The organism is Chromobacterium sp. Ag138 (assembly GCF_055181315.1).
Window position 1 is genome coordinate 5,004,438 of sequence record NZ_JBUPWA010000001.1, and the last position, 14,160, is coordinate 5,018,597.

The following is a 14,160-nucleotide window of genomic DNA, read 5'->3' on the forward strand; positions in this document are numbered from 1 at the left end:
GTTCTCTAGATGAACGGGACTCAAATCATGAAGAAAAAAATAAATTTCGGATTATCGGCAACGGGGAAAGTGGCCGCGGCGCTGACCCTGGCGTTTTGCGTGGCGGAAGCCACGCTGGCAGCCGGCATCGTCGCAGGCGGCAACGGCGCGCAGCCGCAGGTGAGCAACGCCGCCAACGGCGCGGCGGTGGTGAATATCGTGGCGCCCAGCGCCGCGGGCCTGTCGCATAACCAGTACCAGGATTTCAATGTCGGCAAGCCGGGCGCGGTGTTCAACAACTCCGCCACCGGCGGCCAATCGCAGCTGGCCGGCCAATTGGGCGCCAACGCCTTGCTGGGCGGGCGCGAGGCCAGCGTGATCCTCAATGAAGTGATCAGCCGCAATCCGTCTTTGCTGCTGGGCAAGCAAGAAGTGTTCGGCAAGGCCGCCGACTATGTGCTGGCCAACCCCAACGGCATTACCTGCAGCGGCTGCGGCTTCATCAATACCCCGCGCGCGTCGCTGCTGGTGGGCAACGCCAATATCGAAAACGGCGCCATCGCCTCTTTGCAGGCGGCGATGAACGGCAACGCGCTCAGCGTCAACGGCGCCGGCCTGAGCGGCGTCAATGTGCTGGACCTGATCGCGCCGCGCATCGATGTGCGCGGCAATGTCTCCGCGCGCGACCGGATCAATGTCCGCGCCGGCTTCAACCTGGTGGATTACCAGGGCGACGAGGCCAAGATCATCCGCAGCGACAAGGCGCCTGAAGGCGTGGGCTCGCTGGACAGCGTGTTCCTGGGCGCGATGCAGGCCGGTCGCATCAACATCATCAGCACCGCCGACGGCGCTGGCGTGAACGTGGGCGGCAGCCTGAACGGCGCGCAGGAAGTATCGGTGGTGGCCAATCAGGGCAAACTGGCGCTGGAAGGCGCGCAGATCCACGCCAGCGAAGGCAAGGTGGCCCTGGCCGCGCGGCAGATCGACAGCCGCGGCCGCGTGGAGACCTCCACCACCCAGGACAGCAGCCATGACGAGAGCTGGTTCATCTGGAAAACCGGCGAAACCAATACCGCCAGCAACAGCAGCGACATCCGCATCAAGCGCAGCGCCATCAGCGCGCGCGACGATGTGGCGCTCAGCGCCGGCGATGCCGTCACGCTGGCGGCCACCGACATTAGCGGCCGCAATGTGGCGGTCAGCGGCAAGGACGTGACACTGGACAGCCAGCTGGCGGAAAGCGCATCCAGCAGCAGCAACCACGCCTGGAAAAACTCCTGGGCGTACAACCGCGACCAGAACGAAACCACCCAGCGCCAGGAAGGCGTGCGTATTCGCGCCGATCAGGACGCCACGCTGACCGCGGCGGCATCGGCTGCTGACAATCAGGCGGCCGACGGCGCGCAGCCGCGCGGCCAGATCGCCATCCGCGGCGGCAGCGTCAGCGCTGGCCAGGACATCCGCCTGCAGGCCGACGGCGGCGTGAAGCTGAGCGGCGTGACGGAAACCGATACCCGCCGCGACCAGGGCAACCGCAAGAACGACGGCGCCAGCCTGGAAACCGGCTCCTGGGACAACGCTTCCAGCGAGCAACGCCTGGCGCAAAGCCAGCTGCGCGCCGGCCGCGATCTGAACATTCGCGCCAGCGGCGACATCGACGCCAAGGCGGCCAAGCTGGCCGCCGGCCGCGACGCCGGCCTGAACGCGGGCGGCGCGCTCAGCCTGGGCGTGCAGCAGACCGTGAGCCAGAACAACCAGCGCAACGACCAGGTGTACTGGGGCGGCATCGGCGGCGGCGGCAACCGCGACAACGGCAAGAGCGACACCGTCAACACCGGCAGCGACCTGACCGCCGGCGGCAAGCTGACGCTGCAGGGGGACAGCGTGGCCATCTCCGGCAGCCGCGCCCGCGGCGAGCAGGACGCGGTGGCGATCAGCCGCAACGGCGATGTCAGCATCGACAGCGTGGTCAACCAGTCGCAAACCCGCACCGACCAGCGCAGCGGCACCGCTTTCAACATCACCAAGAGCAGCAGCAAGGGCAACGCCAGCCAGCAGCAGGCGGTCAACGCCGAGCTGAAGTCCGACACCAATCTGACCATCCAGTCGGCCAAGGACGTGGCGATCAGCGGCAGCCAGGTGCGCGCCGGCGGCGAATTGAATGTTTCCGCGAACGGCGACATCAAGGTGGCGGCGTCGCAGACCCGCGACACCGTGCAGAGCAAGGACACCGAGCTGGCGCTGCGTGGCGTCGGCGACATCACCGGCGACAAGCAGTACCGCGGCGGCGTGCGCATCGAGCACACCAGCAGCAGCGTGGATCGCGACGCGACCCAGAACCAGGCGGCGACGTTGTCCGGCGACAAGGTGGCGCTCAATGCCCAGGGCGATCTGGCGGTGACCGGCTCCAAGCTGAACGCCGGCGCCGGCGGCGCGGCCCTCAGCGGCCAGAACGTCAGCCTGAGCGCGGCGCAGGACACGGTGAAGGAAAGCAAGAGCAGCAGCGTCACCGGCGGCGGCGTCTATATCGACGCCGGCCTGGACAAGACCGGCTTGGCGCTGGGCGTGGACCAGAAAAACACCCGCAGCCAGTCCGAGAGCGGCACAGCGCAAGTCAGCGCCATCAGCTCCAAGGGCGGCGTCAGCATCGTCGCCGGCAATGGCGACGGCGACATCCGCAACCAGGGCACACAGGTCAAGGCTGATGGCGACATCAAGCTGGCTGGCGGCCGAATCGACAACCAGGCGGCCAACAGCACCCAGAAAACCACGACCGACAGCAGCCATTGGGGCGTGGAAGTGGGCGTCAACGCCGACTACAGCGGCGTGACCCGCCCGCTGGTGGCGGCCGGCGAAAAAGTCGTCAAGGGCGATGTGGTCGGCGCGGCAGGCGCCGCGGGCAATCTGGGCGCGGCCAATCTGGGCGTGGATGTCGGCGTCAAGGCCGGCGTCGGCTCGGAAACCAGCCAGTCGAGCACCGCGCAGGTCAGCAGCCTGAACGGCGGCAACGTCAAGGTGGACGCCAAGGCCGGACTCAGCGACCAGGGCACCCAGTACCAGGCCGGCAACACGGTGGAGATCAAGGCGGACAGCCACCAGTTCACCGCCGCGGCTAATACCCAGAGCCAGAGCGGCAGCAAGACCGAGGCTGATGTCGGCGTGCGCGTCTACACCACCACTGGCGAGGACGTGAACGTCAAGGCGGCTGGCAGCGGCAGCACGGTGACCAGCGCTTCGTCCAGCTCCACCGCGGTGACGGGCGGCATCCGCGCCGGCAACGGCGTCAAGGTGGACGTGGACAACAACGCCGCCTACCAGGGCGTGGCCATCGCCGGCGGCAAGGGCGCGGCCAGTGTGAACGCCGGCGGCGACCTGAGCTTCACCCAGGCGAACAACACCAGCAGCAGCGAGCAGCGCACCGTGGGCGGCAAGGCCAATCTGGCCATCACCACCAGCCCGATCGAAGGCGGCGGCAAGAATGTCGGCGGCAGCGGCGGGGTGGCGGTGAGCGTGGACAAGCAGCAAGCCAACTCCAGCGCCGCCGTCACCGGCGGCGTGGATGCCGATGCCGGCGTGGCGCTGACGGCCGGCGGCAAGCTGGCGCTGCAGGGCGACAAGATCGCCAGCCGCGGCGACGTGGCGCTGAAAGGCGACAAGGTGGAGTTCAAGGCCGCCGAATCCAGCGCCGACAAATCCGGCAGCCAGTGGGGCTTCGACGTCAAGGCCGGGGGCAGCCAGAGCAACGGCCAGGAGAAGGCGAGCCAGGGCTTCAACGTGGGCGCCGGCGGCAATTACGCCAGCACCGACGAGTCCAGCCGCAGCCAAGCTGGCGGCAGCGTGGCCAGCGGCGGCAAGGCCAGCATCGAGGCCGGCAGCGGCGGCGTCCGCCTGAGCGGCACCCAGGTGCAGGGCGACAGCGTCAAGTTGGACAGCCAGGGCGATGTCCGCCTGGAGTCGGCGCAGTCCAGCAGCCAGCGCAACAACTGGAGCGTGGCCGGCAATATCGGCGGCGGCAACAAGGCCAGCAGCGACAAGGAAAACGGCCAGATCAAGCCGGACAGCACCAAGAACGTGCATGAGGTGAGCGCGGGCTTGAGCGTCAAGGTGGATCAGCAGGACAAGCTGAGCAACGCCAATGCTTCCATCACCGGCAAGCAGCAGGTGGAGCTGAACGCCGAAGGCAACGCGACGCTGGCCGGCGCCAACGTCAGCGGCAAGACCGTCGCTGGCCAAGTGGGCGGCAAGCTGGCGCTGGAAAGCCGTCAGGACCGCGACAACAGCGTCAAGGTGGATGTGGCGCTGGGCGTCAACAGCTCCAACGGCAAGGAGGCCAGCCTGGTCGACCAGGCCGCCGACAAGGCCGGCCCGCTGAAAGACAAGGTGAAGGAGAAGGGCACCGAACTGGTCAACGCCGCGTCCGACAAGGTGAAGGAGAAGTACGACAGCTTCGCCTTCAACAAGGGCCTGAAGGAAGACACCACCAATGCGGTGAGCTTCAACGCCAGCAGCGAAACCGTCACCCTGCCCGAGCAGCCGACTTCCGGCCCGGCCAAGTCCGGCACGCTGGACACGTTGGCGCGCAAAGGCGGCAACACGCTGAAGGATAAGCTGCTGAACGCCCAGGACAAGGGCACCGAGCTGAAGGCCGACGTGGACGTCAGCGTCAAGCGCGACAACTCGGTCGGCGCCGTCACCGGCATCGCCGGCGCCGACGGCGTGGCGCTGCAAGTGGGCGGCAAGACCCAGCTGACCGGCGCGACCGTCTCGTCCGCCAACGGCAAGGTGGATCTGGGCGATTCCAAGGTGGAAACCGCCGATATCGCCACCGAGCGCTACAACGGCGGCGGCGGGGTCAAGCTGAACAGCACTCTGTCCGGCATCCTGAAGCAGGCGGTCAGCGATGTGACTTCCGGCAAGGCGCCGCTGATCCGCGCCGAGCACGAGAATGCGCTGACCGTGGTGAAGGGCGGCATCGAGAGCAAGTAAGGCGCGTGGTCAACCGCGAAAACCCCCGTCAGAATACTGGCGGGGGTTTTGTTTTGGAGTGGCTGTTACTACAGGGGAATGAACTCGGTCTCGCCCGGCACCATCGGGAAACGCTGCTCGATCCAATCCGCGCGCGCCTGGGCCAGCCGCTCGCGGCGGCTGGATACGAAGTTCCAGTCCAGATAGCGCGGGCTGGCCGGCGGCGTGCCGCCCAGCAGCATCACCCGGCTGTCGCTGAGCGCGAGCAGTTCGCCGCCTTGGCCGGTTCGCAGCAGGCCCAGCTGATTGGAGCCCAGCGCGGCGCCGTCTACCTCCAACTCTCCGGAGGCGACATAGGCGGCCAGTTCTTCCACGCCTTCCGGCAGCGCCAGCCTCGCGCCGGCCGGCATGACGGCGCTGGCGTAGAATACCGGCAGCGGATAGGCGACCGGCGCGCTGCGGCCCCAGCCTTCGCCCATCAACAGGTTCAGCTCCACGCCGCCCTGGTTCCAGCGCGGCAAGTCCTCGGCCGGGTAATGGGCGAAGGCCGGCTCGCATTCCTCCAGTTCGTCCGGCAGCGCCAGCCACAACTGCATGCCCTCCACCGCCGCGCCTTGCCGGCGGATGTCGGCCGGCACCCGCTCGGAGTGGGTGATGCCGCTGCCGGCGGTCATCAGATTGACCGCGCCGGGCTCGATGCGCTGCACCGTGCCCAGGCTGTCGCGATGCATCATCGCGCCGGAGAACAGGTAGGTGACGGTGGCCAGGCCGATGTGAGGGTGGGGCCGCACATCGCCGGCGCTGCCTTCGGCGGCGAAATGGGCCGGGCCCATGTGATCGAGAAACACGAAGGGGCCGACGCGGCGCGCCTGGCGGGTGGGCAACAGCCGGCGCACCGGAAAGCCGATGTCGCGGGTCTGGCTGGATATGGTCTGGGTAAGCAATGACATGGCGGTTTCTCCTGGCAGCCGGCAAAGCCCTGATGCCGTGTCGCGGCGTTCGCCGCGCGCGGGCGCTTGCCGGCGGCGCTGGAATGAGTTGCGGATCAGAAGCGTCCGTCGCGGAAATCGCTGATGGCTTCTTCCACTTGTTCGCGCGTATTCATCACAAACGGTCCCCACTGGGCGATGGGCTCGCCCAGGGGTTTGCCGGCGATCAGCAGCAGGCGGCTGTCGGCCGCGGCGCGCACGACGACGCCGTCGTTGCCGGCGCGATTGTCCAGCACCGCCATCTGCCTGGCCTTGACGCCGCGCTGCCGCGCGCCGACGGCGACCTCGCCCTGGTAAACATAGAGGAAGGCGTTGTGGCCGGCCGGGATTTCCAGCGTGTCTTCGCCGCCGGCATCAAGATGCAGGTCCAGGTAAAGCGGTTCGGTGGCGTCGCGCTGCACCGCGCCGGCCTGGCCGCGCCAGTTGCCCGCTATCAGCCTCGCGTCGCCGGCGGCCGGGACCGATGGAATTTCGGCGGCGGGAATGTCGCGATACCACGGTTCGCACAACTTGCGATCCGCCGGCAGGTTCAGCCACAGCTGGAAGCCGTGCATCAGGCCGTTCTCCTGTTCCGGCAATTCGGAATGGACGATGCCGCGTCCTGCGGTCATCCATTGCACGCCGCCGGGCCCGAGCAGGCCCTCGTTGCCGGCGTTGTCGCGGTGGCGCATGCGGCCCGCCAGCATGTAGGTGATGGTTTCGAAGCCGCGGTGCGGGTGGCTGGGAAAGCCGGCGATGTAGTCGTCTGGATTGTCGGAGCGGAACTCGTCCAGCATCAGGAAGGGATCCAGCCGCCGTTGCAGGTCGGCGGTAAGCACCCGCAGCAGGCGCACGCCGGCGCCGTCCGATACCTCGCGGCCATTGATGATGTGTTCCACTTCACGGCTGGTCTTGCTCATTTTGCTCTCCGGTCTGAATGCATTGCCTTATTCTTGCAGTGAAAAATCAGATGAAAAAGCGCAAAATTCAACGCATACATATCTAAAAATATGATGAATCATGAAAACGACGCTGGAGCAGTGGCAGGTGTTGCGGGCCATAGTGGAAGAGGGCGGTTTCGCCCAGGCCGCGGAGAAGCTGCACCGCAGCCAATCGTCGGTCAGCTACGCGGTGGCCAGGCTGCAGGAGCAGCTGGATGTGGCCTTGTTGAGGCAGGACGGGCGGCGGATGCGGCTAACCGGCGAGGGTGAAGTGTTGCTGCGCGAAGCCGCCGAGCTGCTGCGCCACGCCGACAGGCTGGAGCGCCGCGCGGGCAGCCTGCGCCGGGGCTGGGAGCCGGAGCTGAAGGTGGCGTTGGACAGCCTGTTGCCGTCCGAGGTGGTGCTGGCCGCCTGCGGCGATTTCGCCGGGCACTGCCGGGAGACGCGGCTGCAGCTGCATGAGGTGGTGATGTCGGGCGCCGACGACGCCTTGTACCAGGGCGATGCCGCCTTGGCGGTGGCGGGGCGCGTGCCCCAGGGTTTTCTGGGCGACTGGCTGCTGGACGCGGAGTTCATCGCCTGCGCGGCACCTAGCCATCGCCTGCACGCGCTGGGCGCGGAGCTGGATGGCGAAAGGCTGCGCGGCGAGGTGCAGGTGGTGCTGCGCGATTCCGGCATTCGCCAGCCGCGGGACGAAGGCTGGCTGGGCGCGCATCAGCGCTGGACGGTGTCGCAGCCGGAGACGGGCATCGCGATGGTGGAGGCCGGCCTGGCGTTCGCCTGGCTGGCGCGGCACCGCATCCGGCGGCAGTTGGCCGACGGCAGCTTGAAGCTGCTGCCGCTGAAGAGCGGAGCGGTGCGCAAGGCCTCGCTGTACCTGGTGCTGGCCGAGCCTGCGTCAGCCGGGCCCGCCTGCCTGTATCTGGCCGAAGCGTTGCGGCGGGCCGCCGCCGATTGGCGGAGCGGCTGCGCTCAGTGATTGGCCTGCTGGCCCTTCAGATAGCTTTCCAGCGCGTGGCCGGCGGACAGGATGTGGAAGCGCAGGAATTCCGCCGCCTCGTCCGCCTTGCCCTGGCGGCATAGCTCCAGCAGCCGGGTATGCTCTTCGTGCGCGCGCTCCATGGTGCGGGTGAACAGGATCTGCATCCGCGTGTAGCGGTCGGTCTTGTTGTGTAGCTGCTCGATCAGCGCCAGCGTGTTCGGGCGCTTGGCGGCGCGGTACAGCGCGAGGTGGAAGCGGGAGTTGATCTCGCCCCAGTGGCGCACGTCATTGTTGTTGAGGGCGACTTCGAACTCGCGCAGCGTCTGCTGGGCGGCGTCGTGGTCGGCCGAGCTTTGACAGGGGATGGCGGCCTTCAGCAGCGAGCACTCCAGCATCGCCCGCACTTCCAGCAACTCCAGGATGTCTTCCAGCGACAGCTTGGACACCAGCGCGCCCTTGTGATCGATGATCTGGATCAGCCCTTCGGCCTCCAATTGCCGCAGCGCTTCCCGCACCGGCACCCGGCTGACGCCGTATTCATTGGACAGCGCCTCTTGGCGCAGTTGTTGGCCGTCGGCGAACTCGCCGGACAGGATGCGTCGGCGAAGGGATTCGGTGACGGCGCTGGTAAGCGTCTGGCGCTTGATCGGCTGCAGGGTGGTCATGGTGGATGGGCTTATCTGTCAGTCAATCGGATACATGCAAATGTATTCGATTATACGGAGCTTCACTGTACTGGCAAGCGGCAAAACTGAACATTTTTGTCGCAATTCTATAATTGCGGAGGCGGGAAAAGATAAAGCCCGACACGAGGTCGGGCTTTGCTGTTTCTGGGGTGGATGATGGGACTCGAACCCACGACAACCGGAATCACAATCCGGGACTCTACCAACTGAGCTACATCCACCGCTGATGACGCGATGGTCGAAACCTTGGGGTGGATGATGGGACTCGAACCCACGACAACCGGAATCACAATCCGGGACTCTACCAACTGAGCTACATCCACCGTCGAAACAGTGCGACCGCGGCGATGCCGCAATCTTGCAAATTGTGGGGTGGATAATGGGACTCGAACCCACGACAACCGGAATCACAATCCGGGACTCTACCAACTGAGCTATATCCACCACTGTTTGTTTGCCGCCGCTTAAGCGGCTGGCGCGCCCGACAGGAATCGAACCTGTAACCCCCAGCTTAGAAGGCTGGTGCTCTATCCGGTTGAGCTACGGGCGCTCTATCGGGCATTGTGTCTGGTCGGGGCGGCGGGATTCGAACTCGCGACCCCCTGATCCCAAATCAGGTGCGCTACCAGGCTGCGCTACGCCCCGAACAGAGACCGCAACTATACGGATGAGGCATGGGACTGTCAACGGCTTTGTGCAAATATTTTCGGGGCTTTCCGGGGTGTTTTCGCCGCGCTGGAATAGCGTGTTTGTTTTTTCTTTATTTATCTTGATCTTAAGAAAAATAATCCGCCGAGCGCCCTTACTGCACTGCGCAATTAATGCGAGAATAGCGGCCGTTATTCATTGCACCAATATGGGAATCAGGCATGTCGGCACAATTGATCGATGGCAAGGCGGTAGCGGAAAAACTGTTGGACATGGTGCGCGCGGGCGTGGAAGAGCGTCTGGGGCAGGGCAAGCGGGCGCCGGCGCTGGCGGTGATCCTGGTCGGCGACAATCCGGCCTCCGCGGTTTATGTGGGCAGCAAGAAAAAGGCCTGCGAAAAGGCGGGCATCCGTTCCGTCGCCTATGATTTGCCGGCATCCACCAGCCAGCAGCAATTGCTGGAAATCATCGATGGCCTGAATGCGGACGCCGGCGTGGACGGCATCCTGGTGCAATTGCCACTGCCGGCGCAGATCGATCCGCAGGCGGTGATCGAGCGCATCGATCCGAAAAAGGATGTGGACGGCTTTCACCCGTATAATGTAGGCCGCCTGGCGATCAAGATGCCGCTGCTGCGGCCGTGCACGCCGCGCGGCGTGATGACGCTGCTGGAAGAGTACGGCATCGATCCCAAGGGCAAGAAGGCGGTGATCGTCGGCGCGTCCAATATCGTAGGCCGTCCGCAGGCGCTGGAAATGCTGCTGGCGCGCGCCACCGTCACCGTCTGCCACAGCGCGACGCAGAATCTGGCGGAGGAAGTGGCTGGCGCCGACATTCTGGTGGCCGGCGTCGGCATCCCCAACTTCGTCAAGGGCGAGTGGATCAAGCCGGGCGCGGTGGTGATCGACGTGGGCATCAACCGGCTGGACTCCGGCAAGCTGTGCGGCGATGTGGAATTCGACGTCGCGCGCGAGCGGGCCGGCTTCATCACCCCGGTGCCGGGCGGCGTGGGGCCGATGACGGTGGCGACGCTGTTGCAGAATACGCTGGATTCCGCCAATCTGAACGCCTGAGCCGAATGCCGCCCGAGCGGCGGCCGCCAGCCAGTTCGCCACAGCCGCCGCCGCGCCGGGCTGTGGCGATTTTGTTTTCCGCGGCGGCGGCTTGACCGCGTCATGCCGCGCGCGAATTTGCAGACAGCCGTCCGCGGCTGTTTTAGTATCATGTAAAACTAATTTACGGATTTGCTTCATGAGTCACGACAAGCACTCGGCGACGCTGTTGATCAGCGCGCCGGACAAGAAGGGCCTGGTAGCGGCCATCGCCAATTTCCTGATGACCTACAACGCCAACATCATGCATGCGGACCAGCATCAGGACACCAGCGAAAACCTGTTCCTGATGCGGGTGCAGTGGGATCTGGACGGCTTCACGCTGCCGATGGACAGTTTCGCCGCCGCGTTCCAGCCCATCGCCGACGAGCACGGCATGAACTGGAAGGTGTCGCTGTCCGCGCGCAAGCCGCGGATGGCCATCTTCGTATCCCAGTACGAGCATTGCCTGGTGGACCTGATGCACCGCTGGCGCATCGGCGAGCTGGATTGCGACATCCCGCTGGTGATCTCCAATCATGAAACCTGCCGCCGCCTGGTGGAATTCAACGGCATTCCCTTCCATGTGATCAAGGTCACCAAGGACAACAAGGCCGAGGCCGAGGCCGAGCAGTTCCGCCTGCTGGAAGAGGCCGGCGTCGATTTCATCGTGCTGGCCCGTTACATGCAGATCCTGTCCAGCGGCTTCGTCGAGCGCTATCCGGACCGCGTGATCAACATCCACCACAGCTTCCTGCCGGCCTTCGACGGCGCCAAGCCCTACCACCGCGCTTTCGCGCGCGGCGTGAAGCTGATCGGCGCCACCAGCCACTACGTGACCGAGGATCTGGACGAGGGTCCGATCATCGAGCAGGAAGTCACCCGCATCTCGCATCGCGACACGGTGGAGGATCTGGTGGAGAAGGGCCGCGATCTGGAAAAAGTGGTGCTGTCCCGCGCCGTGCGCTGGCATCTGGACAACCGCGTGCTGTCGTACAGCAACAAGACCGTGGTTTTCGACTGAGGATGCCATGCGCCTGTTGATCGACGATGTGCTTGATTTGCTGCGCCTGCGGGTCAAGCCGCTGGCCGCCTACCAGTACGCCTGGTGGCAGCCGGCGCTGCTGCTGACGCTGATGGGCGCGGTCTCCAGCGGCGATACCGCCGAGCTGGGCGGCAATATCGCCGGCCGCATCGGCTTCATGGTGCTGTTCACCTGGCTGCAGACCCTGCTGTTCGCCCGCTTCATGGGCGTCTGGCTGCGCTGGGGCAAGGGCGAAGTCAGCGGTTCGCTGTTCGGCCTGGTGGTGGTGGCCAGCGGCCTGCAATTCGTGGAGCCGCTGACCAGCTGGCTGCCGGGAGATGCCGCCAAGGTGATCGACATCCTGTTGTCGCTGCTTGGACTGGTGGTGCTGGTCAACGCGCTGTCCAAGGTGGCGCAGGTGTCTGTGATGCGCACTCTGGCCGGCGTGGTGCTGTTCGCGCCCTTGTCGCTGCTGTTGCTGGCGGCCACGCTGTCTTTCGCCAAGACTGCGGGCTGGGTGGAGCTTCCCCAGGAGATGGTGGAGATGATGCGGCAGCAGGGCGCCGCCAGCGATGCCGCGTCGGCGGTGAAAAAATAAACCGCATCGCGGGCAAGAAAAAAGGACACGCGCACGCGTGTCCTTTTTGTTTTGAGGGTTTGAGCCCTCAGTCCACCTTGGCGATGTAGCGGGCCAGGCCCAGCAATGCGCGCAGCGCCTCTCCTTTGGCGGTTTCCTCGTTGCGCAGCCTGGCGTAGCGGCGCAGGATGGCCCGGCCTTCGACGAACAAATCCATATCGGTATCCGGCGACGACACCAGCGCGATGCGCTCGATCTCGTTCTGCGGCTTCGGCTGTCCCTGGGCGATGCACAGGTAGACCTTGTGGGCGTTGAACGGGGTGATGTGGTCGAACAGGTACAACATGGAGTTGATGCGCAGGCCGGTTTCCTCGCGGATCTCGCGAATCAGCGCCTGGGAGCGCAGTTCGCCGCGATTGGCCTTGCCGCCTGGGAGGTTGTAGCGGCCGCCGCGGCTGGCGGTGACCAGCACGCCGTCCGGCATCTCGATGATGGCGGTGGCGCGCCTGGCCAGGTCGCTGGGCAGGCGTTCGTTCTTACGGTCTTCCAATACGTTCATTCTTCCAAAATGTCATTATTTGATGAGGTCTGACGCCTCGAGCCAGCATTCCAAACACAGATAGCGCCGTTTGGCGGCGCCATCTGTATTTCAATAAGTAGAATTACTGGTCACATGCCATTTTATATCAAGGCATGGCCAAGTCCAGCGCATTCATACAAGTTTGACCAGTAAACCGACAAGGCCGACCAGCAGGCAGTAAAAGCCGAAGGGACGCAGCGACTCGATTTCGGTTTTCTTGAAGTAGCGCATCAGAAACCAGGTGCTGGCATAGGCGCACAGTCCCGAAACGGCGCCGCAGGCGAGCAGCAGCCCCCATTGCGCGGAGCCGCTGTGGTGCGCCAGCTTGGGAATTTCCAGGATGCCCGCCGCGGTGATGATGGGCGTGGCCAGCAAGAAGGAAAAGCGGGCGGAGGAGGCGTAATCCAGGCCGTGGGCCAGGCCGGCCACCAGCGTGGCGCCGGAGCGGGAAAAGCCCGGCAGCAGCGCCAGCGCCTGGCCGGCGCCTATCTTGATCGCGCCGGCGAAGGTCAGCTCGGACAGCTCGTGCGAGGCGGTCTTCTTTTTCAGGCGGTCGCCCCACAGCAGCATCAGGCCGTTCAGCGCCAGGAAAACCAGCACGGCGGTGGCGCTGGTGAACAGCGCGCGCAGCTGCTTCTCCAGCAGCAGGCCCAGCAGGCCGGCCGGTATGGTGCCGGCGATCACCAGCCACATCAGGCGCGCGTGCGGATTGCTGGCGCGGCCGCCGGCTTTCAGCCAGCCGCCGACCAGGTCCAGCCAGTCGCGGCGGAAGTAGATCAGCAGCGCGGCGGCGGTGCCCAGATGGAGCATCACCATGAAGGGCAGGAAGTCGGGATGGGTGCGGTTGATCGACCAGTGCAGCCAGTCGGGTATCAGCACGCCGTGACCCAGGCTGCTGACGGGAAATAATTCGCTGATGCCCTGGATCACGGCAAACAGCAAGGCTTCGGTCGCGTTCATGGCTCCCCCTTGGATAGGACGCGGAAGAAACGGGCGGCGGATTCGCCGCGCCCGCTTTGGAAGAATGACCGTTTCTTAACGCGCAAGCCAGCTGTCCGGTTTACCGTATCGTTCAGCGCGGGCGGCGCGGCTCTGCCTGTTCCAGTTCCTGTTCTTCCTGCTCCAGCTGGCGGCGGATGGCGGCGAAGAAATCATGGATGCCATGCACGGAGGGGGAGAGCGACGCCAACAGCTCGGCGCGGGTCTCGGCGTCGATGGCGTCGAGGAAGGGGCGCATTTCCGGGTCGGGATGGCGTTCGAAGCCCAGGATCATGATCGGCTCGAGCAGCGGCGCGTTGTCGGGCGAGTCGAACAGCAGGCCCCAGTCGTCGTTCAGCAGCTCCATGCCGGCGGCGAAGCCTTCGGCCCAGTCGTTGCCGAGGGTCTGGCCGGCGGCGTCGGCGTCCAGCCACGGCTGGAACTCTCCCTGCTTCAGCGCTTCGGCGATGTCCTGCCAGTGTCCGCGCAGCAGCGCCACGAACTGTTCCAGCGCTTTTTCGCTGGGGAAGGCCGATTCGTCGTCGAAAGCGTCGCCCAGGATCAGCGGCAGGCACTCGGCCGGGCGCACGGCTTCCGGCCCGGCGAGCAGCGCGGCGAAGAAGCCGTCCAGCCGCTCCAGGCTCATGCAGCCGTGGCCGGCGAAGCGGGCGAGGGTGGCGGACAGGCGTTGGTATTCTTGCTCGCTGAGCGGCTTGTGCGACATGGCGGATTCTTCTAGTA

General features: G+C 65.4%; 11 protein-coding genes and 5 tRNA genes. 5 read left to right on the forward strand and 11 right to left on the reverse strand.

Translation table 11 applies throughout. From position 1 onward, the window contains the following. Window positions 1-27 precede the first annotated feature (27 nt). Window positions 28-4,965 (forward strand): hemagglutinin repeat-containing protein, encoded by a 4,938-nt coding sequence (locus tag ACY3GB_RS23185; protein WP_463090819.1) that lies wholly within the window; start codon window positions 28-30, stop codon window positions 4,963-4,965. Window positions 4,966-5,033: 68 nt separating this feature from the next. Here ACY3GB_RS23185 and ACY3GB_RS23190 read toward each other — a convergent pair whose 3' ends face one another. Continuing rightward, on the reverse strand, window positions 5,034-5,894 hold the full coding sequence (locus ACY3GB_RS23190; RefSeq protein ID WP_463090820.1) for a pirin family protein: 861 nt from the start codon (window positions 5,892-5,894) through the stop codon (window positions 5,034-5,036). Between the two features lie 95 nt (window positions 5,895-5,989). Continuing rightward, the gene (locus ACY3GB_RS23195; protein ID WP_463090821.1) at window positions 5,990-6,832 is read right to left on the reverse strand and encodes a pirin family protein; all 843 of its coding nucleotides are present in this window, start codon (window positions 6,830-6,832) and stop codon (window positions 5,990-5,992) included. A gap of 100 nt (window positions 6,833-6,932) precedes the next feature. Here ACY3GB_RS23195 and ACY3GB_RS23200 point away from each other — a divergent pair, with 100 nt between their 5' ends. Beyond that, the gene (locus tag ACY3GB_RS23200; RefSeq protein WP_463090822.1) at window positions 6,933-7,832 is read left to right on the forward strand and encodes a LysR family transcriptional regulator; all 900 of its coding nucleotides are present in this window, start codon (window positions 6,933-6,935) and stop codon (window positions 7,830-7,832) included. On the opposite strand, the gene ACY3GB_RS23205 is transcribed toward ACY3GB_RS23200, so the two are convergent. The 6 genes from ACY3GB_RS23205 to ACY3GB_RS23230 all read right to left on the reverse strand — a co-directional run bounded on the left by ACY3GB_RS23205 (window position 7,826) and on the right by ACY3GB_RS23230 (window position 9,166). After that, complete coding sequence (locus tag ACY3GB_RS23205) at window positions 7,826-8,500, reverse strand: GntR family transcriptional regulator (RefSeq protein WP_021475694.1); 675 nt, start codon at window positions 8,498-8,500, stop codon at window positions 7,826-7,828. The two genes, ACY3GB_RS23200 and ACY3GB_RS23205, sit on opposite strands and share 7 nt — an antisense overlap. Window positions 8,501-8,666: 166 nt before the next feature. Continuing rightward, a tRNA-His gene (locus ACY3GB_RS23210) sits at window positions 8,667-8,742 on the reverse strand. A gap of 26 nt (window positions 8,743-8,768) precedes the next feature. Next, window positions 8,769-8,844: transfer RNA gene (locus tag ACY3GB_RS23215), tRNA-His, on the reverse strand. Between the two features lie 45 nt (window positions 8,845-8,889). Beyond that, a tRNA-His gene (locus ACY3GB_RS23220) sits at window positions 8,890-8,965 on the reverse strand. A gap of 29 nt (window positions 8,966-8,994) precedes the next feature. Beyond that, a tRNA-Arg gene (locus tag ACY3GB_RS23225) sits at window positions 8,995-9,071 on the reverse strand. An 18-nt stretch (window positions 9,072-9,089) separates the two neighbouring features. Beyond that, window positions 9,090-9,166, reverse strand: a tRNA-Pro gene (locus tag ACY3GB_RS23230). Between the two features lie 224 nt (window positions 9,167-9,390). On the opposite strand from ACY3GB_RS23230, the gene folD reads away from it, so the two are divergent. The 3 genes from folD to ACY3GB_RS23245 all read left to right on the forward strand — a co-directional run bounded on the left by folD (window position 9,391) and on the right by ACY3GB_RS23245 (window position 11,882). Continuing rightward, window positions 9,391-10,242 carry a bifunctional methylenetetrahydrofolate dehydrogenase/methenyltetrahydrofolate cyclohydrolase FolD gene (folD, locus tag ACY3GB_RS23235; protein WP_463090823.1) on the forward strand — a complete coding sequence of 284 codons (852 nt, stop codon included), beginning with the start codon at window positions 9,391-9,393 and terminating at the stop codon, window positions 10,240-10,242. A 178-nt stretch (window positions 10,243-10,420) separates the two neighbouring features. After that, complete coding sequence (gene purU / locus ACY3GB_RS23240) at window positions 10,421-11,284, forward strand: formyltetrahydrofolate deformylase (RefSeq protein ID WP_021475696.1); 864 nt, start codon at window positions 10,421-10,423, stop codon at window positions 11,282-11,284. Window positions 11,285-11,291: 7 nt separating this feature from the next. Further along, complete coding sequence (locus ACY3GB_RS23245) at window positions 11,292-11,882, forward strand: hypothetical protein (RefSeq protein ID WP_115618364.1); 591 nt, start codon at window positions 11,292-11,294, stop codon at window positions 11,880-11,882. A gap of 67 nt (window positions 11,883-11,949) precedes the next feature. On the opposite strand, the gene ACY3GB_RS23250 is transcribed toward ACY3GB_RS23245, so the two are convergent. The 3 genes from ACY3GB_RS23250 to ACY3GB_RS23260 all read right to left on the reverse strand — a co-directional run bounded on the left by ACY3GB_RS23250 (window position 11,950) and on the right by ACY3GB_RS23260 (window position 14,143). Next, window positions 11,950-12,420 (reverse strand): NUDIX hydrolase, encoded by a 471-nt coding sequence (locus ACY3GB_RS23250; protein WP_011135479.1) that lies wholly within the window; start codon window positions 12,418-12,420, stop codon window positions 11,950-11,952. A 153-nt stretch (window positions 12,421-12,573) separates the two neighbouring features. After that, window positions 12,574-13,401, reverse strand: a complete 828-nt coding sequence (locus ACY3GB_RS23255) for an undecaprenyl-diphosphate phosphatase (RefSeq protein WP_463090824.1) — start codon at window positions 13,399-13,401, stop codon at window positions 12,574-12,576. Between the two features lie 112 nt (window positions 13,402-13,513). Next, on the reverse strand, window positions 13,514-14,143 hold the full coding sequence (locus tag ACY3GB_RS23260) for a YecA/YgfB family protein (RefSeq protein WP_463090825.1): 630 nt from the start codon (window positions 14,141-14,143) through the stop codon (window positions 13,514-13,516). Window positions 14,144-14,160: the final 17 nt, after the last annotated feature.

What these genes read in the sequence shown, in the direction of transcription:
- ACY3GB_RS23185 (WP_463090819.1), top strand. Translation starts at nt 28, where the DNA reads ATGAAGAAAAAAATAAATTTCGGATTATCGGCAACGGGGAAAGTGGCC.
- ACY3GB_RS23190 (WP_463090820.1), bottom strand. Translation starts at nt 5,894, where the DNA reads ATGTCATTGCTTACCCAGACCATATCCAGCCAGACCCGCGACATCGGC.
- ACY3GB_RS23195 (WP_463090821.1), bottom strand. Translation starts at nt 6,832, where the DNA reads ATGAGCAAGACCAGCCGTGAAGTGGAACACATCATCAATGGCCGCGAG.
- ACY3GB_RS23200 (WP_463090822.1), top strand. Translation starts at nt 6,933, where the DNA reads ATGAAAACGACGCTGGAGCAGTGGCAGGTGTTGCGGGCCATAGTGGAA.
- ACY3GB_RS23205 (WP_021475694.1), bottom strand. Translation starts at nt 8,500, where the DNA reads ATGACCACCCTGCAGCCGATCAAGCGCCAGACGCTTACCAGCGCCGTC.
- folD (WP_463090823.1), top strand. Translation starts at nt 9,391, where the DNA reads ATGTCGGCACAATTGATCGATGGCAAGGCGGTAGCGGAAAAACTGTTG.
- purU (WP_021475696.1), top strand. Translation starts at nt 10,421, where the DNA reads ATGAGTCACGACAAGCACTCGGCGACGCTGTTGATCAGCGCGCCGGAC.
- ACY3GB_RS23245 (WP_115618364.1), top strand. Translation starts at nt 11,292, where the DNA reads ATGCGCCTGTTGATCGACGATGTGCTTGATTTGCTGCGCCTGCGGGTC.
- ACY3GB_RS23250 (WP_011135479.1), bottom strand. Translation starts at nt 12,420, where the DNA reads ATGAACGTATTGGAAGACCGTAAGAACGAACGCCTGCCCAGCGACCTG.
- ACY3GB_RS23255 (WP_463090824.1), bottom strand. Translation starts at nt 13,401, where the DNA reads ATGAACGCGACCGAAGCCTTGCTGTTTGCCGTGATCCAGGGCATCAGC.
- ACY3GB_RS23260 (WP_463090825.1), bottom strand. Translation starts at nt 14,143, where the DNA reads ATGTCGCACAAGCCGCTCAGCGAGCAAGAATACCAACGCCTGTCCGCC.